The organism is Palleronia rufa (assembly GCF_000743715.1).
In the GTDB taxonomy this organism is placed as follows: Bacteria; Pseudomonadota; Alphaproteobacteria; order Rhodobacterales; family Rhodobacteraceae; genus Palleronia; species Palleronia rufa.
In genome coordinates, this window is record NZ_JQEY01000019.1 from 14,365 (window position 1) to 40,202 (window position 25,838).

Sequence of the window (25,838 nt, forward strand, 5' to 3'; positions counted from 1 at the left end):
CAGCACCGACGCCCGGCGGCGCGAGCCGCCGGGCTTCTCAGATGGCAACGTCGGACGCCGATCACAATTCGTATCATTCGGCGATATCCCGCCGCGCGCAGCGGCTGGATGGGCACTGAGTCGCACGCAGGTCGTCTTCCTCGCGATCCAGTGCCCGAAACCGCCACAGACTGCGATGGTCACTGGCAAGCCCCCGGAAATGCGACTAAAATAGTCGTAGTTCTGGCATGTGTGAATGGCCGGGTGGGAGGTGATCATCATGATCACCGCCCGACAATCACGGGCCGCGCGCGCATTGCTGGGATGGACGCAGCAGGAGCTAGCCGATAAGGCCTTGGTATCACTGACCGCACTGAAGAGGCTCGAATCCGAAAAGGATCTTCGTGTGTACGAGTCGACCGAGGATCAGGTGCGGCGGGTGTTCGAGCATGCAGGCATCACATTTCTGCATTCGGACAAAGGTGAAGGCGTCTTGATCGATGTGACCAAGGCGAAAAAGGCCAAGTGATCGTAGCCGGTTAATGAGGGTATCGGTAGCGTGCCTGTACGGAAAGGCAACTTCGGGAGGGGGGTCGTTTCTGCGATCCTGTAAGCAAATGGCACAGGGCGAGACGACATTTCTGGATGCTCCGCCGGACAGCGACACGCTGACCGACTACGACCATGCTCATATGGTTCTCTACCTCCGCATTTTCGACGCTGCCGAGGACGGAGCCGATTGGCAGGAAGTGGTCGAAGTCCTTTTTGGCCTCGATCCGAAGCATGATCCCGATCGCTGCAGGAACGTCTATGATAGTCACCTTGCTCGGGCTCGCTGGATGACCGAGCACGGCTATCGCGACCTGCTTCGGCAGGGGGGTGACGGCCCGAACGGCTGAGTCACGCCGAAACCCGCCCATGCAGGGTGCGCCGGACTCCCGAAGATCAATCAAAACGTGTAAAATCAGGTCATTTCAGAGAAGTTGACGAACGGGATTTGTCATGCCGTCGGAACGCTCCGGCTGGCGTTCCTCGGCAGAGTACGACTACGTCGAAGACCTGAGCGCGTCCGATCTTGCCTGGGAATGGCTGCGCCGCAACAAGCGCTATGCAAAGGACTATGCGACCCTCTCCAAGGCCGCACCGGCCGACGCGTCTCTGAAAGAAGCGCTCCTCGAAAAATGGGGGTTGCGATTTCGCGGCCGATCCGAACCTCCCGGCCCCAAAGGCCTGCGAACTCTGGGACCCAAGGGTGGATCCGTCGGTAGTCGTGCTGCAGAAGGTTCCGGAGATCCTGAGCGGCGCGGCGGAACCGACGATCCTGCCTGAAGGAACCATCACTTACGCCCATGACGGCCTCCACCATCTTCTTGGCGTTGGCGGGCAACGTCGCCTGCAGGTTCTGCAATCGGATCCCGACGATCATGCGCTTGTGGCGATCGTCCCACTCGATAAGGATGGCTTTGCCCGTCTAGAGGCTGTCTACAGCTTGCTCGCGCGGCTGCATGGCCGAAAGGTACCTGCCGACAAGCGCCTCACCCGCCAGAAACGACTGCGTGCCAAGCGAATGTTACAGGCACATGACGGACGCTTAGCAGGAGCATCCCAGCGCGTGATTGCCGAAGTGATCTTTCGGCTGTCTCGGGTGAGCCGGGACGAGTGGCAAAGCGCGCCGGAGCGCTTCGCCGTCATGGCTTTGCTAAGGGGCGGGCGAGAGATGGTAGAGGGGGGGTATCGTAGGCTACTTCAGCCAATGGCGCATCGATGATAGTCCTCGCTCGTCAACTAATGGAACGCCAATAGGTTTCGACCCATCCTTCTGCGAGTCAGTTTTTTTCTCTAGGCGTCTGTCGCCCGATCGTGTGCCGTTTTTGAAATCCTTGTTCCGGAACCTGATCGTAGATCGAGAACGGGGGGTGGACTTTGTGTTGCCACGTCCGACCGAACTCGATTGCGCAGCAGGCAGGAACGGCTGGAAAGACAGACAAGTTCACATCCATTCCATGCTGATCTTTGATGGCGTCGAAGGCTTTGCCGACGAGTTCCCGAAAGCGGGAGAGATCATCTTTGCAGCGAAGCTCAGACGCAGACAGCCTGTTGCTCCGGATCTCCCAAATGGAAACTGGTTCGTCAGGCAGTGCCTGCACGATACGATCATCTGCGATGCCGGCGGTTACGGAGATCTTCAGCGCCACTTTCTTCGGGCCGGGGGCCCCAGGGACGCAGGTAAACTCGAGAGGTTCACGATCGTTCGGCCAGGCCCAGCCCGGCGTTGGCTCCCTGTGCCTGCCGTAGACTGAAACGGCCGACAAGTCTGAAAGCAGTCGACCAAGCTCCATAAGGACTGGCATGGGCGCGAAACCGAACACCGCGAGATGCTCGAGATCACCGTCCGCGAACCTTCCGTCGATTTCCCGCTCGATCTTCTTGCGAAGTGCATCGATGACGACGGGGTAGTAGTCGGAATCGCTGTCCTTCTGCGCAATGTCGCGGATCTTTATCTCGATGGGACGCCGATCCGCCGGGGTGAACTCGGGCCTCATTGCCTCGATACAGTCCCGGAGCGGAACGGCTGTCTCGTTGTCACCGATCGCCGCAGCAATCCGAAGGATATGTGCGGGCGTTGCATTCGGGTTCTCGAGGAGCCGCTCGATCCGCTCCTCATTGGCACGCTTCATCTCGCGCAAGACGTCCACGGTGTAGCGGTCTATCTTGGCGGGATCATCGATCTCGCGGTGATGCGGATCGCACATCAGCATCAGGTTGTCAGGATCGTCCGCGAACTGGTGCGACAGGACCGGGTGGCCACGTTCGCCGCCCGGGTCAGAGGCGATGATATGAGCCAGATAGGCATGGTTCTTGGCCAGATCGCCCGTCACGAGGTCGCCGTCGAGGCGTTTGCCACAGCCGTGATACTGGCATCGGCCGGCGGCGCGACCCCAGACGAGAATTCTTGTCTTTTGCGATGGACTACGCCCTCGTGCCATCCGGAGCCTCATGCCGCTGCCTGAGGATCTCGCCCACGGAAATCGGACCCGGCGCGTTCGAGCCGCGCCAGACGCCGTCGAGATGCCAGATTTCATAGAAATGCAGCCACTCGGACGCCCATGGGACGATCCGGTCGGCGATGAGCATCGTGCTGTCCCATTCCCCGGCATCGGGATCGAACAAGCAGAGCGCCGAGTCTTCCGGAGTGTGATGATCGTAGTTCAGGTGCGGCAGATCGATGAAGTCGGTCCCGGGCCGGGGCTCGATTGGCGGGTCAAGGACATGGACCAGGGGAACTGCTTTCGGGTTCTGCCATTCCCAGATGACGGCGACCTCATATTTCATCTGGAAGCCCCGGAGAGGACCGATCCACGCGATGGCCCTACCTTCTTCCAGCATGCGCGGTCGTAGGTCAGGCCAGCGATGCCGCATGCGGTTGAGCTGGACCTGAGCGGAGCGCGGCTTCCTGGGCTTCGTCTTCATTTTCCGCGGAAACCGGGATGGAAGTGATGCGCAGGCGCCTTCGAGACCTTGGCCGTCTGTGGACCTGTCGCGGTTTGATGCCGCTCCTTTGATAGCATTTACTGCAACAAAGGAGACGAACTATGGGATTGAAACGGACGGACGAATTCCGCCAGGATGCGGTGCGTATTGCGGTTTTGTTGCAGAAAGGCCGCCTGAGGCGTGAGTGTCCCTTTCCCGTTCGGGTTCAGGCCACGCGGACCACCTCGGCGGTGCCGAGCGCGTTGAAGCGATTGATAAGGGCGACACGGATGTGGATTTCGGCGGTCTGGCGGTCTGGGTCTCTCGCGGCGATGCGCTCGCCGAAGGCCTTCAGGCATCGCATCTTGGCCTCCACGCGGCTTCGGGCGTGGTATCCGGTCCACCGCTTCCAAAACGCCCGACCGTAGTGACGCGTGGCGCGCAGGGTTTCGTTGCGTGCCTTGGCAGCCGGACAGTCCTCCTTCCAAGCCCGACCGTTCCTTCGGATGGGTATGATTGCCGTGCCACCGCGTGCGATGACGGCGCCGTGGCAGCGGCGGGTGTCGTAGGCGCCGTCCGCGGTCACGGTGCCGATGTCTTCGTCTTCGGGGATCTGGCCCAACAGGTCCGGCAGGACGGGGCTGTCGCCTTCCCGGCTGTGGGTGAACTCGACGGCCAGGATATCCGAGGTGGCGGTGTCCATCGCCAGATGCACCTTGCGCCATTGGCGGCGACCCTGAATGCCATGCTTCCGGGCCTGCCACTCGCCATCGCCGAGGAACTTGATGCCGGTGCTATCAACCAGCAGGTTCAGTGGCCCGCCAGCACGGCGATAGGGGATCTGAACCTTCAAGGTCTTCTGCCTACGGCACAGGGTCGAGTAGTCCGGAACGGGCCAGTCCAGCCCCGCGAGTCGCAGCAGACTGGCGACCATCCCGGCAGTCTGTCTGAGCGGCAACTTGAACAGAACCTTGATCGATAGGCAGAACTGTATCGCGGCATTCGAAAAGACCGGGGGGCGCCCCGGGCGTCCCTCATGCGGCGCGTGCCAGGTCATCTCCTTGTCCAGCCAGATCAGCAGCGACCCGCGCTTCCTGAGCGCATCGTTGTAGGTGGACCAGTTCGTCGTGCGGTAGCGGGCGGGCTTGGGCTTGCTCATGCTGCTCGTCTAAGCGCATGAATTCCCGATGTGAATCCTTTACGGCTAGAGTTCTGCAACAACGCCGAGCCCTGGTCCGCGCTGCCCGAGCATTTCAAGCGGACCACGTTGCCCGGGCGGCCGGATTTCCTGCGAGAACCCGGGTCCTGGTGCATGGCTATCCGCCCCGGCGCCACTTGCGGGGTCCGATTTCGTGGATCGACCGGCCGTGTGTATCCACGGCCACCGTGACGGGCATGTTCTCGACCTGCAATTCGTAGATCGCCTCCATCCCGAGGTCTCGATAGGCGACCGGACGGGCCTCCCGGATCGCCTTGGACACAAGGTACGCGGCACCGCCGACGGCGATGAGGTATACCGCCCCGTGGCGCCGGATCGCGTCGATCGCCGCGGCCCCGCGCTCGGCCTTGCCGACCATGACCTTGAGCCCCGTTTCTGCCAGGATGCGGTCGGTAAACTTGTCCATCCGCGTGGCGGTGGTCGGACCGGCGGGGCCGATGACCTCTCCGCGCACCGGGTCCACCGGACCGACGTAATAGATCGCGCGGTTCCCGAGATCGACAGGCAGCGGCTCACCGTTGTCGAGTTGCTCGACCATCCGCTTGTGCGCCGCATCCCGTCCCGTGTAGAGCGTCCCGCTCAGCAGCAGGGTCTGCCCGGGTTCCAGCTCGTTCAGGACCTCCGGCGACAGCGCGTCGAGGTCGAGCCGCGTCGCGTCCTCTGTCCGGGAAAGCACATCCTCAGGCCAATCCGCCAGGTCCGGCGGCGCGAAGCTGGCCGCGCCCGAACCGTCCAGGGTGAAGTGGAGATGCCGGGTCGCCGCGCAGTTCGGGATCAGCGAGACTGGCAGGGAGGCGGCATGGGTCGGGAAGTGGCGGATCTTGACGTCGAGCACCGTGGTCAGCCCCCCCAGCCCCTGCGCCCCGATACCCAGGTCGTTGACGCGGTCGAAGATCTCCAGCCGCAGCGCCTCTGCCCGGTCTTGCGGACCGCGGGCGCGGATCTGCGTCAGGTCGCCCACGGGCTCGTTCAGCGCCGCCTTCGCCATGGCCATGGACTTGTCGACCGACCCGCCGATGCCGATCCCCAGCATACCCGGCGGGCACCATCCCGCGCCCAGCCCTGCGACCGTCTCCACCACCCAGTCGGCAATCGAATCCGACGGGTTCAGCACGGCGAATGCCGACTTGTTCTCCGACCCGCCGCCCTTGGCCGATACGGTCACGTCCACCCGGTCGCCAGCCACCATGGCGACCTGGAGCATCGCCGGCGCATTGTCCCCGGTATTGGTCCGGGCGCCCAGCGGATCGCGCACGATGGAGGCGCGCAGCGGGTTCTCGTCGAGCATGTAGGCGCGGCGCACCGCGTCATCGACGATCTCCTGAAGAGGGCGTGTCCAGGCGAGCGGTGCCTCGACGCCCACATCGACGAAGACGTTCACCGTCCCGGTGTCCTGGCAGATCGGCCGCCGACCCAGCGCGCACATGCGGCTGTTGGCAAGGATCTGTCCGATGGCCTGCTTCGCGCCGGGGCTTTCCTCGCGCCCATAGGCATCGGCCATGGCGCGGATGAAATCGGGCGGGTGGTAGTAAGAGATGTATTGGAGCGCGTCGGCCACGCTGTCGATCAGATGCGCCTCGGTGATGCGTGCCATATCGTCCCTCCCTCGATCCACCGTAGCGGACCGGCCGCGGGGGCCAAGCCTCAGTCGCGCATGAGGCCGAGGCGCGCCACGGACAGGTCGGCGCGGAACGCCCGTCCGATGGCGACAAGGCCCAGGCGGCAGAGGCGCTCCGGCTCGAAGGCCCGCCGGGTGCGGTGCGGGGTCAGCGCATGGAACGGGACGTTCACGGTCTGCCATGCACCCGTGGTGTCGAACGAGGCTCGGAAGGATTGCCAGGGACGCTCCAGCGCGGTTGTCCTGAGGTGGAGGTTGTAGCTGGCGGGCGGTCCCAGGACCGTGACCGCGACGCCGGTCCACGCCCCGGCCGGCGCCATGTCGCGGGCGACCTGCAGGAAACCGCCGTCGTTCTCCAGCGACACCTCGCCCACCATGTGGAGCGCTCTGCGGCCTGCGACATCCTCCAGAGTCAGCGTCCCCGTGCTGACCCCGCCCATCACCTGATCGGAAATCAGTTCCCACCCGTCCCTGCCATGGTCCGCGGCGCCCCAGATCCAGTCGATCTCCATCAGCCGCGCCCCGCATCTTCGAGAAGGTTGCGAAGGCGATCCAGCCCTTCGCCCAGCATGGTCGCCGTCGCGTCGCGGTCCGCCGCCTCGACGTAGAGGCGCATCTCGGGGGCGTTGCCGGACGGGCGGACGTGGATCACCCGGTCGCCCGGCAGGCTCCAGCGCAGCCCGTCGGTGCGGTCGACCGACACGGGTGCCTCGCCGGTCAGTGGCAGGGGATCGGCGTCGAGCCGCGCCAGGACCGCGTTCATCCGGTCGCGCGGAATCTCCTGCAACCGGCCCTGAGCGGTGAACACCGCAGGCTCAGCCGCCACCCGCGCGGCCACGTCCCCGGCGCAGGAGGCCAGGACCGCCAGAAGCGGCAGCACTGCGTCGCGGGTCGGAAGCGCGGGGAGCGGCCCGGCCGGCCCGTTCGCGTCGAAGCCCAGCAGGACACCGCCGTTGGCTTCGTAACCGATGGCCCGGCCGTCCGCAGCCGCCATCCCCGCAATGACATGGGGAGAGCCGATGCGCGTGCGGATCACCCGTGCGGGCCCGCGGTCCACGCCGGAATTGGACGACACCGGCGTGACCACCACCTCTGCCCCGGCCCATCGGGCGGTGATCTGGCCCAGGATATCGCCGGGCACCACCTCACCGCGCGCATCGGTCAGAAGCGGACGGTCGCTGTCCCCGTCGGTCGAGACGATGGCGTGGAGGTCCGCCCCGGCCGCCCAGGTCCGCAACCGGTCCCGGGTGGCCCGGTCGACCGCCTCCGTGTCCAGCGCCACGAAGTCCGGCGCGCGGCCCAGTTCCGACACCTCGGCGCCCAGGGCCCGCAGGATCGCCATCAGCCCGTCCCGCCCCACGGCGGAGTGCGTATAGACCCCGATCCGCAGACCGTTCAGCGCCGTTCCGAAGGCGCCGACATAGCGGGCGTGGTAGCGATCCGCGACATCGTTGCACCGCGCGATCTCTCCCCCGCCGCGGGGGACGGTCCGGCCCAGCGCGGACAGGATCGCCGCCTCGTCCGCCTTGGTGATCTCTCCTCTGCGCCCGTAGAACTTGATGCCGTTGCGATCCGCCGGGATGTGGGAGCCCGTGACCATGATCGCGCCCGCGCCCGCCTCTGCCGCCGCAAGCGCCAGGGCCGGGGTCGGCACCGCGCCGCAGATCACCGCCCTGGCGCCCGACGCGGCGATCGCACGGGCGACGACCTCCATCAGACGCGGGGTCGAGGGGCGCAGATCGCCGCCCACCAGCACGGTTCCCGCCGTTTCGCAGACCGACAGGAAGGCGGCGACGTGACCTGTCACCAGATCGTCGGTCAACTCCGACACAAGCCCGCGCAGGCCGGAGGTGCCGAACCGGGGTACCTCGGTCATGCCGCGGCCTCCTGCCGGTTCCTGTGAATCGACGACAGCAGCGCCGCCCCGATCAGCGCCACCCCGAGAAGGCCGCTCACGACTTCCGGCACCTTGACCACCGGTTGCAGGAACATGATCCCGGCCAGAGCCAGAATGGCGTAGTATGCGCCGTGCTCCAGATAGACGTAGGAGGCAAGTGTGCCCTTCTCGACCAGCATGATGGTCATCGAGCGCACGTACATCGCCCCGATCCCCAGCCCGATGGCGATGACGAACAGGTTCTGGGTCAGCGCGAAGGCCCCGATCACCCCGTCGAAGGAAAAGCTTGCGTCCAGAACCTCAAGGTAGAGGAACGCGCCCAGACCGCCCTGGGCCGCCGTCCTCGTGCCGTTCCGTCCGTCGAGCACCGCGCCAAGTGTGTGCACGATCAGGTAAACGAACAATCCCCAGACACCCATGTAGACGAAGCGCATGGCGTCGTCGCCGGGAAAGGCCTGCGACATTCCCAACAGCACGGCCACTGCCACCGCCACGGACATGCCGGGCATTGCACCTGCACGCGCCAGCCAGGCTTCGGGCGTCCCCAGCCAGTGGATCTCTTTCTCGGGGTCGAGAAAAAAGGACAGCGCCACCATCAGCAGGAACATGCCGCCGAAGGCCGCGATGTCGGGATAGGCCTCTTCCATGGCGCGGGCATACTGGTCGGGCTGCTGGACCGCCAGCATCAGTGCCCCGACGGGACCGGTTCCGGCGGCGATGGCGACGACAGCCAGCGGAAAGACGATGCGCATGCCGAACACCGCGATCAGGATGCCCCAGGTCAGAAAGCGGCGCTGCCAGACCGGCGACATGCGCTTGAGAACGTTGGCGTTGACGATCGCGTTGTCGAAAGACAGCGAAATCTCAAGCGCGGCCAGCACGGCGGCGATGAACAGGATCTGCGCGGTGCCGCCAACCGTGCCGGAAAAGCTGCACCCGACCCAGACCGCCAGGGCAAGACCCAGCGCCGTGACGGCAAAGGCCCAGGTGAAATAGCCGGCGACGGATCTGTCCATGGTGTCTTTCGTTCCCGCTAGGCTGTCGCAACCACATAGGCGGCATGGGCCGGGACTGCAGGGGGGCGGCGTGAAAAATGCCGACGGCTTGCCGCCCCGCGACAGGGCGGGCACAGTTCCGCCATGTCTTCGCCCCCTGCCCGCTTTCGCCTGCGCCTGGTCTTCGACGGCCACGGGATGATCGGTCCCGGCAAGGCAGAGCTTCTGGGACGCATCGACGACACCGGTTCGATCGCCGCGGCGGGACGAGCCATGGGGATGAGCTACAAGCGTGCGTGGCTGCTGGTCGAAACCCTCAACGCCATGTTCCGGGAGCCGGTGGTCGAAAGCGCGCGCGGAGGACCGCGGGGGGGCGGCGCGCGGCTGACCGACACCGGCCGCGCGGTCCTTGCGGCCTATCTGGAGGCGGTCTCGGCTGCCGAGTCGGCGGGCGCCGGCCCCGCCGACCGGATCGCGGGAATGCTCCGCGATATGGCGGACGGAAAATAACGGTTGCCCCCGTGCGGGCCGGACGCGATATTCCCGACAGGCCATAACGGATCTTTCATGCTGCTGCGCGTCGCCACCGTCTTGCTGCTGGTGCTCGCCTTGCCCGCCGCGGCGGCAGAGGTGACGCTTTTCGCCGCCGCCAGCCTCAAGACCGCGCTGGACCGCCTTGCGCCGGCGGCGAAGATCGCCACCGGGCATGAGTTGAGGCTGGTCCTGGCCGGCTCCTCGGCTCTGGCGCGGCAGATCCAGAACGGCGCGCCTGCGGATCTGTTCGTCTCGGCCAACGAAGACTGGATGGACATGCTGGAGGCCGACGGGCTGCTGGCCCGCGGCACCCGGCGCGACCTGCTGACCAATACGCTGGTGCTGGTGGGCACGGATCCCGTGCCGGTCGCACTGGCCGACCTGCCCACGGCGCTGGGCGACGCGCGGCTCGCCATGGCGCTGGTCGATGCCGTCCCCGCCGGGATCTACGGCAAGGCCGCGCTGACGTCGCTGGGACTGTGGGACTCGCTTTCCCCACGAGTCGCGCAGACCGACAACGTGCGCGCCGCCCTCTCCCTTGTCGCGGCCGGAGAGTCGCCCTTCGGCGTGGTCTACGCCACCGACGCGCTGGCCGAGCCGCGCGTGACCGTGCTGGCCCGATTTCCCGAAGGCGCCCATCCGCCGATCCGCTATCCCGTGGCAGCCATCGCCCCGGTGTCGCCGGCGGCACAGGAGATGCTCGACTGGCTGGACTCGCCCGAGGCGCGGGCGATCTTCGCCGAAAACGGCTTCGGGCCGCCGGGGTGAACGGCTGGCTCAGCCCCGGGGCGGCAGAGGCGCTGGCACTTTCGCTCAAGGTCTCTGTCTGGGCGACGCTGGCCAGCCTGCCGGTCGGTGTGCTCTGCGCCGTGGCACTGGCCCGGTGGCGTTTTCCGGGCCGGCAGGTGCTGAACCTTCTGGTTCACCTGCCGCTGGTTCTGCCGCCGGTCGTCACCGGCTATCTCCTGCTGGTCAGTTTCGGCACCCGCGGCCCGGTCGGCGCCGCCCTTGCGGAAATCGGCGTGGTGTTCGCCTTTCGCTGGACGGGGGCCGCTTTGGCCGCGGCGATCATGGCCTTTCCGCTGATGGTCCGCGCGATCCGCCTGTCGCTCGATGCCGTCGATCCGGGACTGGAGGCCGCCGCCGCGACGCTGGGCGCCTCTCGTCCATGGGTCTTCGCCACCGTCACCCTGCCGCTGATCCTGCCCGGGGTGCTCACTGGCGCGGTGCTGGCCTTCGCCAAGGCGATGGGCGAGTTCGGCGCCACGATCACCTTCGTCTCCAACATCCCCGGTGAGACCCAGACACTGCCCACCGCCATCTACGCCTTCCTGCAGGTGCCCGGCGCGGAAGGCGACGCGCTGGTCCTGGTGTCCCTGTCCGTCGCGGTCGCCATGGCCGCGCTGATGCTGTCGGAGTGGCTGTCGGGCCGGGTCGCGTCCTGGGTGGCGGGACGATGAGCCTGTCGGTCCGGCTTGCCCATCGCGCCGGCGACTTTACCCTCGATGCCGCGTTCCGGGCGCCTGCGGGGGTCACGGTGCTCTTCGGGCGCTCCGGCTCCGGCAAGACCACCATCGTCAACGCCGTCGCCGGGCTGATGCGTCCCGATGCGGGCCGGGTGGCGATGGGCGACAGGGTCCTGCTGGACACCGCGCGCGGGCTCTGTCTGCCGCCGCACCGGCGCGGGATGGGGACGGTGTTCCAGGACGGCCGGCTGTTCCCGCATCTGACCGTGCGTCAAAACCTGGGATACGGACGCTGGTTCGCAGGCGGATCCGCGGGGACCGGGACGGGCCGCGTGGTGGAGATGCTCGGCCTGGGTCCCCTTCTGGACCGCCGGCCCGGTGCGCTCTCGGGCGGAGAGAAACAGCGGGTCGCCATCGGCCGCGCGCTGTTGGCGCGGCCCAGGATGATCCTGGCGGACGAGCCGCTGTCATCCCTGGACGAGGCCCGCAAGGCCGAGATCCTGCCCTATTTCGAGCGTCTGCGCGACGAAGGCGTCGTCCCGATCCTCTATGTCTCCCACGCTCCGGCGGAGGTCGCGCGGCTGGCCACGACCGTCGTTGCCCTTGACCGGGGCCGGGTCGTCGCGCAGGGGAGTGCGGCCGATGTGCTGGGCGACGCGTCGGTGGCTCCAGCCGGTGTCCGGGGTCTCGGCGCGCTGCTGGAGGCCCGGGTGCTGCGCCATCACGACGACGGCCTGACCGAACTGGACGCGGGCGGTCTGGCACTGTTCCTTCCGCGCGTGGCGCTGTCGCCGGGGCGGGTGATTCGCGTTCGCATCGCCGCGCAGGAGGTGATCCTGTCGCGCGATCCGCCATCGGGTCTGTCCGCCCTCAATATCCTTCCCGGTCACGTGCAGGCGATCCGCGCCGGCGACGGGCCCGGCGTGCTGGTCACGGTCGACACCCGCGCCGGACGGGTGCTGGCCCGCGTGACGCGCCGTTCCGCCGAGCGGCTGGGACTGACGGTCGGACGGCCCTGCCACGCCATCGTCAAAACGCTTGCCATCGCACCGCAAGACGTCGGCGCGTGACCGCGGACGGGGATCGACCGGGCGCTCCCGCCGATCGGTCGGGGCCTTGGCTTCGGTCGCAAGCCGCTGAACGTCCGATTGTTGATCCGGCGGCGGAGCGTCTTTCGCGGGGACTCCGACCTGAAACCGGGCGGTCCGAGGCACGTTCCGACGTGGATCGTCCTGCGCCGCCCCGACGATCGGCGACAAGCGGTCTGCCCCCAGGACGTCGGAAAGTACGTCGGTGCCGTCCCACGTCCCCTTGCTCAGCCGGAATCCCGCACGCGTGACAGCCTCACGCCGGATCATCGGTCCCGACGCTAGAATCTGAAGAACAGGTCTCGTGTCCTGGAACGCAGAACCCGGATCTCTCCAAGCATGTCGAAGCCCGGCAGGAAACGAAACCAGCCGGACTCCGGGTCGCTGCGGCCCCCGGACAGGAGGGGTATCGGATCGCGTGTGATGTCCGTGTCGCGCCGGTCGGCCCCGTCGAGAAAACCGTAGGTTCCGTTCAGACCCGGATCGGCCCGGCGTTCACCGGCCGTCAGCACAAGCTCTGCCGATGCGGGAACCGCGGCGCACAGAAAGACAACGATGGCGACGAATGGGCTCCGCACCGGACCCTCCTGAATGCGCGACTCACCTCTTCCACTCTGGGTGGGCTCTACTTTTGGGTGAGTAGCTGAACACAACATTACCGTAACGAGAAATCGGCGGCGCTGCGTCAAAACGATAGCACTGCGGCCGGTCGGTCGCAGACTGGCAGGGGAATTCACCCGCTCTGCCCCGTGGCACAGCCGATAGTCGGCCGAACCGGCCGGGCACCGCCGTGCGCTACGTCCGCATCGCCTCCAGCACGGCCCGGATCGCTGCGGGAATGGGCACCGCGCGGCGGGAGGTGCGGCTCACGCAGACATGCACGAAAACGCCCTCTGCCGACGGGGATTCGCCATCTCCTGCGTAGAGAGCGATCTCATAGCGTACCGAACTGGCGCCCAGATGGGCCACGCGCAGACCGGCGGTCACAGCATCCGGAAAGGCGATGGGCGCAAGATAGCGGCAGCCGGACTCGACCACCCAGAACACCGTGTCGTCCTTGGTGGGGTCGAGCACGCCCAGGTCCATCAGGTGCCCGTTCACCGCCGTATCGAACAGCTGGTAGTGAACGGTGTTGTTGAGATGGCCGTAGATGTCGTTGTCGTGCCACCGGGTCGGCATCTGCCGCACCACCCGGTAGCCAGAGCGCCCCTGCCCCATCAGAAGAACGCTTGCAGTCCCGTCTGCGCGCGGCCCAGGATCAGGGCGTGGACGTCATGCGTGCCCTCGTAGGTATTCACGGTTTCCAGGTTGATCATGTGACGGATCACGCCGAATTCCTCAGAGATGCCGTTGCCGCCGTGCATGTCGCGGGCGACCCGCGCGATCTCCAGCGCCTTGCCGCAGTTGTTGCGCTTCATCAGGCTGATGATCTCGGGCGCGCCGATGCCTTCCTCGATCATCCGGCCCAGGCGGAGAGCGCCCTGCAGGCCAAGCGTGATTTCCGTCTGCATGTCGGCCAGCTTCTTCTGGAAAAGCTGTGTCTGCGCCAGGGGCCGGCCGAACTGCTTTCGGTCCAGGCCGTACTGGCGCGCCGCGTGCCAGCAGGACTCTGCCGCGCCCATCGCGCCCCAGGAGATCCCGTAGCGCGCCCGGTTCAGGCAGCCGAACGGCCCCTTCAGCCCCTGGACATTGGGCAGGAGCGCGTCCTCTCCCACAGCCACGTCCTTCATCACGATCTCGCCGGTGGTGGAGGCCCGCAAGCTGAGCTTGCCGCCGATCTTGGGGGCCGAAAGCCCCTCCATTCCCTTGTCCAGCACAAAGCCGCGGATCTTGCCGTCATGGGCGTCGGACTTGGCCCAGACCACGAACACATCCGCGAAGGGCGAGTTTGAGATCCACATCTTCGAGCCGTTCAGAACATAGCCGTCGTCGGTCTTTCTGGCGACGGTCTTCATGCCGCCCGGGTCGGAGCCCGCGTCCGGCTCGGTCAGGCCGAAGCAGCCGATCATCTCGCCGCTGGCCAGCTTGGGCAGGTATTTCTTCTTCTGCGCCTCCGAGCCGTAGGCCTCGATCGGGTACATCACCAGGGACGACTGCACCGACATCATCGACCGGTAGCCGGAATCGATCCGCTCGATCTCTCGGGCGACAAGACCGTAGGTGACGTAGCCCTGTCCGAGCCCGCCGTATTCTTCGGCCGTGGTGACGCCCAGCAGGCCGGCCTCGCCCATCAGCGGGAAAAGTTCGGGGTCGGACTTTTCGTCACGGTAGGCTTCGGTCACGCGGGGGGCCAGCACGTCGGTCGCGAATTGGCGGGCCGCGTCGCGGAGCATCCGCTCGTCCTCGGTCAGTTGCCGTTCGATGAGCATCGGGTCGGCCCATTCGAACTGTCCCAGTTCGGGTCCGTGTCCTTGGGTGTCCTTGGGCATGTCAGTGTCCTTTCGGGTCGTGTTGCGCGTCATGGGCCGAGATCTGCTCGGCGAATGTATCCAGCAGCTTGTGCTTTAGGATCTTGCCCGTGGCCGCGGCGGGCAGGCTGTCGACCACGAATATAGCAGACGGCCGCTTGTAGGCCGAGAGCGCGTCCGCGACGAAAGCGCCCAGCGCCGCCGGGTCGATGCCGGCGCCGGTCGCCTCGACGAAGGCCAGCACGTCCTCATTGCCGTCGCGTTCGCGGCCGATCACGGCGGACTGGACGACCTCCGGGTGATCGTTCAACGCCGCCTCCACCTCGGGTGGATAGACGTTGAACCCGGAGCGGATGATGAGTTCCTTGACCCGCCCGACCACGTGGAGCCGGCCGGCGTCGTCGATCCGCCCCAGATCGCCCGTCGCCAGCCAGCCGTCGTCGGACAGAACCTCATGCGTCTTTTCCGGTTCGCGGTAGTACCCCTTCATGACATGGGGGCCGCGCGTCTCGATCTCTCCCACGCCGCTGCCGTCGGGGCTGTTGATGCGGATCTCGCACCCCGGCAGGGGCGGTCCGACGGAAATGTCGGGATCGCCGATCGCGTTCGTCGTGGCGCTGACGCCGGCGGTGGATTCCGTCATCCCGTAGCCGTTCTGGAGCGGCAGCCCGTAGAACGCCTCTGCCTTGCGCTTCCAGGCCGGGTCCAGCGGAGCGGCGCCCGACGAGACATAGCGCAGGGAGGTGTCGTCCAGCGACGCGATCCCCCGCTCGGCCGTGTGCTTCATCAAGAGCGCGTGCATCTGCGGCACCGCCGGCAGGACGGTGGCCCCGTCCCGCAACGCCTTGAGCAGCCGGGCCGGGTCGAAACGCGATTCCAGTTGCACCTCGGCGCCCGAGACGGCGCCCGCGACGGTCATCGAGGCCAGGCCGAACACATGGGTCAGCGGAAGCGCGCCGTAGATCCGGTCCGCAGGGGTCATGGCGCGCAGGGTCGATGAGGCCTTGCCCGCGAAGGCCAGGTTGTCATGGGTCAGCATCACGCCCTTTGGCGCCCCGGTGGTGCCGGTGGTGTAGAGCAGCACCGCGACGCCCTCCGCGTCGCCGGCCGCGACGGTCGGATCGGTGCCGACCATGATCCGCCCGAAGCGGGTCAGGACTTCCGTCGCACCGGCGGCAGCTGCGTGGGACGCGGCATCCCGCGACACGGACGCCGTGTAGACCGTGGCGCGGGGCGTGCAATGGGCGGCGATCTTGGCCAGTTCCGCGCCGGTCATGCGGGCGTTGACCGGCACCACGATGGCGCCCAGGCGGCTGGCCGCGAAGACGCAGGCGGGCACGGCGGCGCAATTCTCGGCCACCACCATGATCCGGTCGCCCGCCCCGACGCCCCTTTCGGCCAGAAGCGCGGCGGCCTCAGCGGACGCGGCCCTGTACGCCGCCCAGTCCAGGGAGAGACCTTCGGAGTCGCGCAGCGCGGGCGCGTCTGGCCGCGTGTCGGCATGGTGGTCGATGAACGTGTGGATCCGTGTCATCGCGTTCTCCTCCTCACGGCGGCGGCCAACCGCCGGCCGGGGCCGGGAGCCGCCGGCGGCAGGCGCATCGTCCGGACGCGGGAGAACCCGGAACGGGTCATGAGCGGAACCTGCCGTAGTCGGGGCGGCGCTTTTCCAGAAACGCGGCGATGCCCTCTTCGGCCTCCGGGCCGCCCTGGGCGCGGGCCATGGCATCGCGCTCGGCGTCGAGCTGATCGTCGAGATCCGCGTGATAGGCGGTGTGGGCCAGACGCTTGATGCGCACCTGCGCCTCTCTCGGGCCATGGGCCAGCCCGTGGGCCAGCGCCATGGCGCGGTCGACCGCGCGTCCCGGTTCCGCCAGTTCCGACACGGCGCCAAGCTGATGGAGCCGCGGGGCCGTCACCTGCGCGCCGGTCAGCAGCAGGGGCAGCACCGTTGCGGGCGGCAGCAACCGTGCCAGCGTATGGGTCAGCCCGCCATCCGGGGTCAGCGCCGCCTTGACATAGGCGGCGCTCATGGTCGCGTCGGAGGCCATCACCACCATGTCGCAGGCCAGCGCGATGGCCATCCCGGCCCCCGCGGCGCCGCCCTCCACGGCGGCGATCACCGGGGCGGGGCACATGCGGATGGCGCGGATCACGTCATGCAGCGCGTCGATCTTCTCGGCCCGCTCGCGCTTTGGCAGGTCCTTGCGGGTGGCCAGGCTGTTCAGGTCCCCCCCGGCGCAAAAATACCCGCCCGCCCCGGCCAGGATCACCGCGCCGATGCCGCCCTCGGCGCCCGCCGTATCGCAGGCGTCCCGCACCGCGGCGTAGTAGCCCGGCGTCAGCGCGTTGCGCTTGCCGGGGTTGTCGTTCCAGACGATCACCGCGTGATGCTCCCGCTCGATGCGCGCGCTCATGCCATCCGTTCCTTGGGCAAGGGCTTGAACACGCCGGTGGCGGTGGCGATGACGGTGCCGCCAGCGTCGCGGATCTCGCCGTCGATGAACTTGATCCTGCGGCCGCCGCCGGTGACCCAGCCCGTGGCGGTCAGCGTGTCGCCCACGCGCGCGGACGCCAGGAAGTTGGTGGTCATCGAAATCGTCAGCATCGGATAGAGCCCGCTGTCGTCGACCGCCAGCGACCCCGTGGCGCCCATGGCGTTGTCCAGCATCACCGACACCAGCCCGCCGTGAAGCACCCCATGGCGGTTGGTGTGCCGCTCATCCAGGGTCAGGGTGCAGCGCGCGCGCCCGTCGCCCTGGCCGACATCGAGCACGTAGCCGAGCGTGCGCTGGGTGCCGGTCTCGTCGCGGATGGTCCCGGGCGCGTCGGTCATGCCGCGCGCAGCCGGGTGAACCGGCCCAGGTGATAGAGCGCGTCGCCCAGGCGGTGGTCGGTCATGGTCAGGCGCCGGGCGAAATGGCCCAGGTCGTATTCCATGGTCATGCCGATCCCGCCATGGAGCTGGATCGACTCCTCCACCACCAGCTTGGCGGTCTGGCCCACCAGCTGCTTGGTGGCCGAGACGTGGAGCTCGCGGTCCTCGCGCGCATCGTCGAGATGCCCTGCAAGGTTGATGACGGCGGACCGCGACTGCTCGATCTCGATGATGAGATCCGCCATCCGGAACTGGAGCGCCTGGAACTTCCCGATCGGCTGACCGAACTGGGTACGCTGCGCAAGGTAGTCCGCCGTCAGCTTGCGGGCGCGTTCCATCAGGCCCAGCGCCTCGGCGGTCAGCGCGCAGACCCCGCGTGCGTTGGCGGCCTCGATCGCCTCGTAGGCGCCGCCCTTCTCGCCGAGCAGCGCATCTGCGGGCAGGCGGACGTCCTCCATGACGATCTCGGCGCCGCGTCCGCCCCCCGCCAGGGGATAGTCGCGGATGTCGAGCCCGTCGGCATCCTTCGGCACCAGGAACAGCGAGATCCCGTCGGTGTCCCCGACCTCTCCACCGGTCCGGGCCGAGACCACCAGCAAGTCCGCCTCGGCGCCGTTGGTCACCACCGACTTGCGGCCCGACAGCACCCAGCCGTCGCCATCCTCGGTCGCCGTCGCCGCGACCCGCTCCAGGTCGTAGCGCGATCCCGGCTCGCCATGGGCGAAGGCCAGCTGCGTCTCACCGCCGATGACGCCCTCCAGATGCGCCTTCTGCTCCTCCGATCCCAGCGCCGCGATCAGCCCGCCCGCCAGAACGATCTCCAGCAGCGGTTCCGGCGCGCCGGCGCGGCCCATCTCCTCGAACACCACCATCAGGTCGAACCCGCCGCCGCCGAAGCCGCCGTCCTCCTCCGAGAACAGCGCGCCGATCACGCCCATCTCCGCGATCTGGCCCCAGGCCTTCTCGGACCAGCCGTACTTGCCTTCTGACAGGGCCTTGAGGTCGGTCACGTCGCCCAGCATCCGCCGCAAGCCGTCCTGCAGCATCTGCCGCTCTTCGGTCAGGTCGAAATTCATGGCTCAGACCTCCAGCATCGTCTTGGCGATGATCTGCTTCTGCACCTCGTTCGATCCGCCGTAGATCGAGAGCTTGCGGTTGTTGAAGTAATCCGCCGTGGCCGGCATCGCGTAGTCGGGGCCCACGGGTTCGATGTTCGACCCCGGCTCCAGCGCCTCTGACACGAAGGGCATGGCGTAGGGGCCGCAGGCGGCGCGGGTCAGGTTGTTGATCTCCTGCCGGATCACCGTGCCCTTGATCTTGAGCATCGAGCTTTCCACGCCGGGCGCCTGGCCTTCCGCGGCGGCGGAGACCACGCGCAGGTTGGTCGTGGCCATGGCCATCAGCGCGATTTCCAGCTTGGCGATCTCGGCGGCGAAGAGCGCGTCCTCGATCAGCGGACGCCCGTGCTGCATCTCAAGTCCCGCGATCCGCTTGAGGTTCGACAGCGCCTCTGACGCGAAGCCCACGCCGGCGATGTTGGTGCGCTCATGGGTGAGGAGGTACTTGGCGATGGTCCAGCCCTTGTTCTCCTCTCCCACCAGGTTCTCGGCCGGGACGCGGACGTCCTTGAACCAGACCTCGTTCACCTCGGCCTCGCCGTCGATCAGCACGATCGGGCGGACCTCGATCCCCGGATCGTCCATGTCGATCAGAAGAAAGCTGATCCCCTCCTGCTTCTTGCCCTCCTTGGAGGTCCGCACCAGGCAGAAGATGTGGTCCGCGAACTGCGCCAGGGTGGTCCAGGTCTTCTGGCCGTTGACGATGTAGTGGTCGCCGTCGCGCACCGCTTCTGTCTTGAGGCTGGCCAGGTCCGACCCGGCGCCGGGTTCGGAGTAGCCCTGGCACCACCAGTCGGTGCCGTCGAGGATCCGCGGCAGCCACTTTTCCTTCTGCGCGTCGGTGCCGAACTGCATCAGCACCGCGCCCAGCATCATCACTCCGAAGGGCACGACGCGGGGGGCGTGGGCGGCGGTGGTCTCCTCCTCGAAGATGTGCCGCTGCACCGCGTCCCAGCCCGAGCCGCCGTATTTCTTCGGCCAGTGGCCCGCGTGCCAGTTCCGCTCCTGCAGGAGCGCGTGCCACTCCTCGTGGTCCTCCTTGGTCAGGCGCTTGCCCAGCCGCACCTTGTCGGACAGCCGCTTGGGCAGTTTCGTGTCGAGAAAGGCACGCAGCTCGTCGCGGAACGCCTTCTGGTCGTCGCTGTAGGTCAGGTCCATCTTGAGTCCCCCTCAGAAGATTTCGAACAGGCCGGCGGCGCCCTGGCCGCCGCCGATGCACATGGTGACGACGCCCAGCTTGGCGCCCCGGCGGCGGCCCTCGATCAAAATGTGGCCGGTCATCCGCGCCCCGGTCAGGCCGAACGGGTGCCCCAGTGAGATCGAGCCGCCGTTGACGTTCAGGATATCGTTGTCGATCCCCAGCGTATCGCGGCAATAGAGCGCCTGGGACGCGAAGGCCTCGTTCAGCTCCCACAGGTCGATGTCATCCACCTTGAGGCCCGCCCGCTCCAGCAGCCGCGGCACGGCGTAGACGGGACCGATGCCCATCTCATCGGGCTCGCAGCCCGCCACGGCAAAGCCGCGGAACGCGCCCAGGGGCTCCAGCCCGGCCCTCTCGGCCTCCTTGGCGCTCATCATCACCAGCCCGGCGGCCCCGTCCGACAGCTGGCTGGCGTTGCCGGCGGTGACGAACTTGCCCTCTCCGCGGACCGGCTGAAGCTTTTGCAGCGCCTCCAGCGTGGTGGAGGGGCGGTTGCACTCATCGCTCTCGATGGTCCAGGTCTTGTGGCTGACCTCTCCGGTCTCCTTGTCCTTTACGGCCTGCGTCACCTCCATCGGCGCGATCTCATCCGCGAAGCGGCCCGCCTCCTGCGCCGCGGCGGTGCGCTTCTGGGACTGGTGGCCCAGTTCGTCCTGCGCCTCGCGAGAGATGCCGTAGCGTTCGGCCACGATGTCGGCGGTGTCGATCATCGGCAGGTAGAGGTCGGGCCTGTGCTCCATGATCCAGTCGTTCGGCGCCTCGTCGGGGGGCGGCTGCACGCGAGAGATGGATTCGACTCCACCGACCAGGATCGCCTTCGATCCTTCCTGCAGGATCATGTGCCCGCCCATGGCGACGGCCTGCAACCCGCTGGCGCAGAACCGGTTCACGGTGGTTCCGGCGATGGTGACGGGCAGGCCCGCCCGGATCACCGCCTGCCGGGCGATGTTTCGCCCGGTTGCACCCTGCGGATAGCCGCAGCCCCAGATCGAGTCCTCGATCATCTCGGGGTCCACGCCCGCCCGTTCCACCGCGTTCCTGGCGGCGTGGCCCGCCATCTCCACCCCGTGGGTGGCGTTGAACGCGCCGCGATGGGCCTTGCCGATCGGCGTGCGCGCGATCGAGACGATGACTGCCTGGTCGCTCATGTGTTCATGTCCTCGAACTTGGAGTCCTTGTCGGCCAGATCGTCCAGAAGCGGCGCGACCTGCCAGAACTCGGGATTGTCCTCCGCATAGCCGCGGATACGGTCGCGGATGGTGGCGATGCCCGTCATGTCGGCATATTTCATCGGCCCGCCGCGGTAGCGCGGAAAGCCGTAGCCGAAGAGCTTCACCGCATCGACGGCCAGCGGGCGCTTGGCGATGCCCTCGCCCACCACGCGGGCGGCCTCGTTCACCATGGCGGCCATGTAGCGCGCGACGATCTCCTCATCGGTGAAGTCGCGCGGGGTCACGCCGGCATCCTTGCGCGCCGTGTCGATGAGCCCGGCGACGTCCGGGTTCTCTGTCGGGCCGTCGTCGCCGTAGACGTAGAAGCCGCGGCCGGTCTTGCGGCCCTTGTGGCCGTCCTCGACCAGGCGGTCCGCCCAGTCCGGGTTGACGATGCCGGGCGAGTCGCGGCCCTTGCGGTCGCGGGTCATGTAGCCGATGTCGAGACCGGCCAGATCCGCGACCTTGCTCGGACCCATGGCGAAGCCGAATTCTTCCAGCGCCCTGTCGATCTGGTAGGGGCTGGCGCCCTGCAGCATCATCTCGTCGGCGGCGGACCGGTAGTGGCTGAGGATCCGGTTGCCGATGAACCCGTCGCAGACGCCGGCGCGCACGGCGACCTTCTTCAGCGCCTTGCCCAGCGCGAAGGCGGTGGCGACCACCTCCGGCGCGGTCCTGTCGGCGACGACGACCTCCAGCAGCCGCATCACATGGGCGGGAGAGAAGAAGTGCAGCCCGATCACGTCGCCGGGGCGCTTGGTGGCGCCGGCGATCTCGTTGATGTCCAGGTACGAGGTGTTGGTGGCCAGCACCGCGCCGTCCTTCATCACCCGGTCGAGATGGTCGAACACCTGCAGCTTGACCTCCATGCTCTCGAACACGGCCTCAATCACCACGTCGGCCTCCGACAGCGCCTCGTATTCGGTGGTTGTGGTCAGGTCGACGGCATCGCGTTGCGTCGGGTTCATCTTGCCGCGCTTCACGGCGCCGTCGAGGTTCCCGGCGATGGTGTTGGCCGCCCTCGACGCCGCCTCCACGGAAGTCTCGACCAGCGTCACCGAAAGCCCCGCGAGCAGGCAGGCCGTGGCGATGCCGGATCCCATGGTGCCGCCGCCGATGATCCCCACGGCAGTGATCGGCCGCGGCTCCACGCCCTTGAGTTCGGGCAGGTTAGAGACCTTGCGTTCCAGAAAGAAGGCGTGGATCAGCCCCTCTCTCTGGGGGGTGTCGACCAATTCGTTGAAGAGGCGCCGCTCCTCCGTCATGCCGTCGTCAAAGGGCATTTCGGTCGCGGCGCGGACCGCACGCGCGGCGTGGCGCTGCGCGACCTCTCCGGGGTGCCGTTTCGCCAGGTCGGCGTCGATTTCATCCCAGCCCTTGTCCGGCGCCGCGGGCGGGGCGATTTCGGCGGTGCGGCGCGGGCCGGCACCGTCGGCCAGCAGCGTGCGGGCGTAGGACTGCCCCGCTTCTTGCACGTCGCCTTCACCGACGCGGTCGATCAGACCCATCTCCAGAGCCTTGTCCGGCCCCACCGGCTTGCCCCCGGTGATCAGCGCCAGCGCCGCGTCCGTCCCGGTCAGCCGCGGCGTGCGCTGCGTGCCGCCGGCGCCCGGCAGGATGCCAAGCCCGACTTCCGGCAGACCCAGCTTCGTGCCGGGCATGGCCAGCCGGTAATGGCAGCCCAGCGCGACCTCCAGCCCGCCGCCCAGCGCCGCGCCGTGGATGGCCGCCACCACGGGCTTGTCCAGGGCCTCGATCCGGTCGATCACCTCCGGCAGCCAGGGGTCCTGCGGCGGCTTGCCGAATTCGGAGATGTCTGCCCCGCCCAGGAACAGCCGCCCCGCCCCCGTCAGCACCGCGATCCGGGCGTCGTCATCGGCGGCGAAGCGATCGAACGCCGCGACCAGCGCCTTGCGCACGGCGTGACCCAGCGCATTCACCGGCGGGTTGTCCACGGTCAGCACTGCGATCTCGCCCTCTCGGGTGTAGCTCACTGGGTCGGTCATCTTCTCTCCTCAAGGTCGGCGGACCCGGCGGGATCCTGTGTTGCGGGGTGGCGGCACTACCTTCGCACCGGAGACGGGCCAAGGCCCAGCGCGGTTTCAAGGCTGCGGACGGCGGCGCGCAGCTTCGGGCCTACCTCCTCCTCCATCCGCGCGACGCTCAGCATCTCCGGCGCCGCGCCGCAGGAAAACACCACCGGCTCTGCCAGGTCGTGGGGCTGGAACGGGGTCGAGACGGCATGGATGCCGGGCGTGAAATAGGCGGCGGGGTCCAGGATCGCGAAGCCGCGGCCGATCAGCTGGGCATAGGCGTCGCGGCGGCCCGGCGCGCTGGCGTCAAGGTCGACCCCGCCCTCCTCCGCCAGCCCGGCCAGGGCGTCGTCCGGCAACGCGGCGAGGAAACAGTGCCCCGAAGACGATCCAAGAAGCGGCAGCCTGTGACCCACCTCCAGCCAGATCGAGCTGACCCCCTCGGGCCGCCAGGCCTTGGTCAACAGCAACTTCTCCCGGTCGCGGACGGCCAGCAGCGCCAGCGTTCCGGTCCTGTCCGCCAGACGCTGCATGATCGGCCCGGCCAGTTCCACGAACGAGATCGACGCCGCCGCCACATTGCCCAGCGCAAGCAGCGCCGGACCTGGACGGTAGCGGTCGCCGTGGCGGGCGTGCGTCAGGTAGCCCAGCGCCTGAAGCGTATAGGTCAGCCGCGAAACGGTGGATTTCGGCAGGCCCGTCCGCGCCGCGATCTCCGCGTTGCCCAGCCCGTCGTCGGAGGGACGAAAGGCGCGCAGGACGGAAAGGCCACGTGACAATGTGGTTGCGAAGCGGCGGTCGGTTCCGAAGAGGTCGTTCATGGTCGGCGCAGCGCTCTCTACATGGATTGCGGGATGATGAGCGACAGCATCGGCACCGCCATGATGATGATGAGCACCAGGATGTCGATGGTCAGGAACCGCAGGATCCCCGAGAAGATCCGGTCGATCGGCACCTCCTTGCCCACCACGCTGGAGATCACGAACACGTTGAGGCCAACGGGCGGCGTGATCAGCCCGATCTCCAGCAGCTTGATCACCACCACGCCGAACCAGATCAGGTCCAGACCGTAGCTTTCCACCAGCGGCACCATCAGCGGCAGGGTCAGCACCATGATCCCGATGGGATCGAGGAACATGCCCAGCGCCAGGTAGATCACCGCGATGGCGAACATCAGGACGATCACGTTCGGCTCTGCGTTGGTGACCGCGTTGACGATCTCCGGCGCCACGCCGGTCAGCGCGATGAAGGCCACGAAGATCTTGGCCGCCGCGGCGATGAAGAAGATCGAGGTCGTCTGGATCCCCGTCTCCCGCAGGGCGGCCCAGAGCTCTGCGAAGGTCAGCTTGCGCTGGAGGAACCCGATCAGCGTCACCAGCGCGACGGATACCGCGGCGGCCTCTGTGGCGGTGAAGATGCCGCCGTAGATGCCGCCGACGATGATGGCGAAAAGCGCCGCCGCGGGCCAGGCCCTGATCGCGGCGCTCAGCCGTTCGGACCCGCCGATGGTGCCCTCGTAGGGGGGGGCGTCGCCCGGCTTTTGTTTCACCCAGATCCAGATCACCAGCATGAAGCCCAGAAGGCTGAGGATACCGGGCAGGATGCCGGCCAGGAACAGCGACGAAATCGAGGTTTCGGTGAAGATCCCGTAGATGATGAACAGCACCGACGGCGGGATCAGACTGCCCAGCGTGCCGCCGGCCGCCACGCTTGCCGTGGCCAGGCGCTTGTCGTAGCCCATCGCCAGCATCTCCGGCGAGCAGATCCGGCCCATGGTGGAGGCGCAGGCGATCGAGGATCCGCTGATGGCGGAGAACCCGCCGCAGCCCACGACGCTGGCCATGGCGACGCCGCCAGGCACCTTCGCCAGCCACACGCGTGCGGCATGGTAGATCGCAGTGGTGATCTCGGCCCGATAGGCGATATGGCCCAGCGCCACGAACAGCGGGATCATCGACAGGTCGTAGCTGTGGATCAGGTCGAAGGAGTTCGAGAACACCAGGCTGGAGGTCGGCGTATAGGCCCGCGCCGGCGTGAACTCTCCGGTGCGGAAGGCGAACATGACGAAGGCGCCGATCGTGGCAACCCCCGCCAGCGCGAAGGCGATAGGAACCCGGATCGCCAGAAGGCCGATCACCGATCCGAAGGCCACGATGCCGACCAGCGTACCGTCCACCTCAGACTCCCTCTTCCATGATCTGATGGTCCGGTTCGGCGTCGATATGGCCGCCCCGCGCGATGGTGCGGACGTCGCCCGCCAGTTGCACCGCAAGGCGGATCCAGCAAAAGCAGACGCCGAACAGGAACAGCACCCGCCCCGGCCACTTCGGCAGGCTCAGCTGGCCGAAGAAGAAGCCGCCGCCCATGACCGCGTCATAGGCCTCCTTCCAGCCGGCCCAGATCAGCGGCAGCAGCGCCAGAAGGCCCACCACGCCGCCGAACACCACCAGCCAGTCCTGCACCCGCCGCGGAAAATGCTGGGTCAGCACCTCGACCACGATGTTGGCGCGAGCGGCCACGGTGGCGGCAAGCGGCAGGATGATGGCGGCCACCATGAGTTCGGCCACCATCACGACCGTGTCGGGGATGCCCGAATTTACCGTGACCCGGAGCAGAACGCTGGCCGTGATCAGCGCGCCCAGCGCCAGGATCGCGGCAGCGGCGACATCCAGCAGGAACCGTTCCAACCAGCGCAGCATGGGGGGCCTCCTGTGACGGGGAC

28 protein-coding genes are annotated in these 25,838 nt (G+C 67.5%); 8 read left to right on the top strand and 20 right to left on the bottom strand.

Annotated elements, in window-relative coordinates; translation table 11 throughout:
- The first annotated feature begins 259 nt into the window (after positions 1-259).
- From KW83_RS16785 to KW83_RS20150, 4 genes are all read left to right on the top strand, one after another.
- The gene (locus KW83_RS16785; protein ID WP_036181334.1) at positions 260-508 is read left to right on the top strand and encodes a helix-turn-helix domain-containing protein; all 249 of its coding nucleotides are present in this window, start codon (positions 260-262) and stop codon (positions 506-508) included.
- An 88-nt stretch (positions 509-596) separates the two neighbouring features.
- On the top strand, positions 597-878 hold the full coding sequence (locus KW83_RS16790; RefSeq protein ID WP_036181274.1) for a DNA -binding domain-containing protein: 282 nt from the start codon (positions 597-599) through the stop codon (positions 876-878).
- Between the two features lie 103 nt (positions 879-981).
- Entirely contained in the window at positions 982-1,308 is a 327-nt protein-coding gene (locus KW83_RS21260; protein ID WP_051928612.1) for a transcriptional regulator domain-containing protein, read from the top strand.
- Positions 1,250-1,747 carry a DUF2285 domain-containing protein gene (locus KW83_RS20150; protein ID WP_161785522.1) on the top strand — a complete coding sequence of 166 codons (498 nt, stop codon included), beginning with the start codon at positions 1,250-1,252 and terminating at the stop codon, positions 1,745-1,747. The genes KW83_RS21260 and KW83_RS20150 overlap by 59 nt, the downstream gene beginning before the upstream one ends.
- Before the next feature lie 58 nt (positions 1,748-1,805).
- On the opposite strand, the gene KW83_RS16800 is transcribed toward KW83_RS20150, so the two are convergent.
- The 7 genes from KW83_RS16800 to KW83_RS16830 form a co-directional block, all read right to left on the bottom strand.
- Entirely contained in the window at positions 1,806-2,966 is a 1,161-nt protein-coding gene (locus tag KW83_RS16800) for an HNH endonuclease (RefSeq protein WP_036181275.1), read from the bottom strand.
- On the bottom strand, positions 2,950-3,312 hold the full coding sequence (locus KW83_RS16805; RefSeq protein WP_235191457.1) for a hypothetical protein: 363 nt from the start codon (positions 3,310-3,312) through the stop codon (positions 2,950-2,952). Before KW83_RS16805 ends, KW83_RS16800 begins: the two co-directional genes overlap by 17 nt.
- Positions 3,313-3,676: 364 nt before the next feature.
- Positions 3,677-4,609: an IS5 family transposase gene (locus tag KW83_RS16810; protein ID WP_036173704.1), complete on the bottom strand. Its 933-nt coding sequence runs from the start codon at positions 4,607-4,609 to the stop codon at positions 3,677-3,679.
- A gap of 157 nt (positions 4,610-4,766) precedes the next feature.
- The gene (locus tag KW83_RS16815; RefSeq protein ID WP_036181278.1) at positions 4,767-6,263 is read right to left on the bottom strand and encodes a fumarate hydratase; all 1,497 of its coding nucleotides are present in this window, start codon (positions 6,261-6,263) and stop codon (positions 4,767-4,769) included.
- Between the two features lie 50 nt (positions 6,264-6,313).
- Positions 6,314-6,799, bottom strand: coding sequence for a CIA30 family protein (locus KW83_RS16820; RefSeq protein WP_036181280.1), 486 nt, complete (start codon positions 6,797-6,799; stop codon positions 6,314-6,316).
- Positions 6,799-8,163, bottom strand: a complete 1,365-nt coding sequence (locus KW83_RS16825) for a phosphohexomutase domain-containing protein (RefSeq protein ID WP_036181282.1) — start codon at positions 8,161-8,163, stop codon at positions 6,799-6,801. The genes KW83_RS16820 and KW83_RS16825 overlap by 1 nt, the downstream gene beginning before the upstream one ends.
- On the bottom strand, positions 8,160-9,200 hold the full coding sequence (locus tag KW83_RS16830) for a DUF475 domain-containing protein (protein WP_036181283.1): 1,041 nt from the start codon (positions 9,198-9,200) through the stop codon (positions 8,160-8,162). Before KW83_RS16830 ends, KW83_RS16825 begins: the two co-directional genes overlap by 4 nt.
- 123 nt (positions 9,201-9,323) lie before the next feature.
- Between KW83_RS16830 and KW83_RS16835 the strand changes: the two genes are divergently transcribed.
- From KW83_RS16835 to modC, 4 genes are read left to right on the top strand one after another with little or no spacing between them, the layout of a single operon-like run.
- Complete coding sequence (locus KW83_RS16835; RefSeq protein ID WP_036181285.1) at positions 9,324-9,689, top strand: winged helix-turn-helix domain-containing protein; 366 nt, start codon at positions 9,324-9,326, stop codon at positions 9,687-9,689.
- Positions 9,690-9,746: 57 nt separating this feature from the next.
- Positions 9,747-10,481 carry a molybdate ABC transporter substrate-binding protein gene (gene modA, locus KW83_RS16840; protein WP_036181286.1) on the top strand — a complete coding sequence of 245 codons (735 nt, stop codon included), beginning with the start codon at positions 9,747-9,749 and terminating at the stop codon, positions 10,479-10,481.
- A complete protein-coding gene (gene modB / locus KW83_RS16845; RefSeq protein ID WP_036181288.1) occupies positions 10,478-11,173 on the top strand; it encodes a molybdate ABC transporter permease subunit in 696 nt (231 codons plus the stop codon). Before modA ends, modB begins: the two co-directional genes overlap by 4 nt.
- Positions 11,170-12,249: a molybdenum ABC transporter ATP-binding protein gene (modC, locus tag KW83_RS16850; RefSeq protein WP_036181289.1), complete on the top strand. Its 1,080-nt coding sequence runs from the start codon at positions 11,170-11,172 to the stop codon at positions 12,247-12,249. The genes modB and modC overlap by 4 nt, the downstream gene beginning before the upstream one ends.
- Before the next feature lie 299 nt (positions 12,250-12,548).
- Here modC and KW83_RS16855 read toward each other — a convergent pair whose 3' ends face one another.
- From KW83_RS16855 to KW83_RS16915, 13 genes are all read right to left on the bottom strand, one after another.
- Positions 12,549-12,845, bottom strand: coding sequence for a hypothetical protein (locus KW83_RS16855; protein ID WP_036181290.1), 297 nt, complete (start codon positions 12,843-12,845; stop codon positions 12,549-12,551).
- A gap of 217 nt (positions 12,846-13,062) precedes the next feature.
- A complete protein-coding gene (locus KW83_RS16860; protein ID WP_036181291.1) occupies positions 13,063-13,485 on the bottom strand; it encodes an acyl-CoA thioesterase in 423 nt (140 codons plus the stop codon).
- Positions 13,485-14,696 (bottom strand): acyl-CoA dehydrogenase, encoded by a 1,212-nt coding sequence (locus tag KW83_RS16865; RefSeq protein WP_036181292.1) that lies wholly within the window; start codon positions 14,694-14,696, stop codon positions 13,485-13,487. Before KW83_RS16865 ends, KW83_RS16860 begins: the two co-directional genes overlap by 1 nt.
- A gap of 1 nt (position 14,697) precedes the next feature.
- The gene (locus KW83_RS16870; RefSeq protein WP_036181293.1) at positions 14,698-16,209 is read right to left on the bottom strand and encodes a class I adenylate-forming enzyme family protein; all 1,512 of its coding nucleotides are present in this window, start codon (positions 16,207-16,209) and stop codon (positions 14,698-14,700) included.
- 97 nt (positions 16,210-16,306) lie between these two features.
- On the bottom strand, positions 16,307-17,092 hold the full coding sequence (locus KW83_RS16875; RefSeq protein ID WP_036181295.1) for an oxepin-CoA hydrolase, alternative type: 786 nt from the start codon (positions 17,090-17,092) through the stop codon (positions 16,307-16,309).
- On the bottom strand, positions 17,089-17,511 hold the full coding sequence (locus KW83_RS16880) for a PaaI family thioesterase (RefSeq protein ID WP_036181296.1): 423 nt from the start codon (positions 17,509-17,511) through the stop codon (positions 17,089-17,091). Before KW83_RS16880 ends, KW83_RS16875 begins: the two co-directional genes overlap by 4 nt.
- Positions 17,508-18,629, bottom strand: coding sequence for an acyl-CoA dehydrogenase family protein (locus tag KW83_RS16885; protein WP_036181297.1), 1,122 nt, complete (start codon positions 18,627-18,629; stop codon positions 17,508-17,510). The genes KW83_RS16880 and KW83_RS16885 overlap by 4 nt, the downstream gene beginning before the upstream one ends.
- A gap of 3 nt (positions 18,630-18,632) precedes the next feature.
- Positions 18,633-19,829, bottom strand: coding sequence for an acyl-CoA dehydrogenase family protein (locus tag KW83_RS16890; RefSeq protein WP_036181299.1), 1,197 nt, complete (start codon positions 19,827-19,829; stop codon positions 18,633-18,635).
- A 12-nt stretch (positions 19,830-19,841) separates the two neighbouring features.
- Positions 19,842-21,020, bottom strand: coding sequence for an acetyl-CoA C-acyltransferase (locus tag KW83_RS16895; RefSeq protein WP_036181300.1), 1,179 nt, complete (start codon positions 21,018-21,020; stop codon positions 19,842-19,844).
- Positions 21,017-23,089 (bottom strand): 3-hydroxyacyl-CoA dehydrogenase NAD-binding domain-containing protein, encoded by a 2,073-nt coding sequence (locus tag KW83_RS16900; protein ID WP_036181302.1) that lies wholly within the window; start codon positions 23,087-23,089, stop codon positions 21,017-21,019. Before KW83_RS16900 ends, KW83_RS16895 begins: the two co-directional genes overlap by 4 nt.
- Before the next feature lie 56 nt (positions 23,090-23,145).
- On the bottom strand, positions 23,146-23,937 hold the full coding sequence (locus KW83_RS16905) for an IclR family transcriptional regulator (protein WP_036181303.1): 792 nt from the start codon (positions 23,935-23,937) through the stop codon (positions 23,146-23,148).
- Between the two features lie 17 nt (positions 23,938-23,954).
- Positions 23,955-25,292, bottom strand: coding sequence for a TRAP transporter large permease (locus tag KW83_RS16910; protein WP_036181304.1), 1,338 nt, complete (start codon positions 25,290-25,292; stop codon positions 23,955-23,957).
- A gap of 1 nt (position 25,293) precedes the next feature.
- The gene (locus KW83_RS16915; RefSeq protein ID WP_036181306.1) at positions 25,294-25,815 is read right to left on the bottom strand and encodes a TRAP transporter small permease; all 522 of its coding nucleotides are present in this window, start codon (positions 25,813-25,815) and stop codon (positions 25,294-25,296) included.
- Positions 25,816-25,838: the final 23 nt, after the last annotated feature.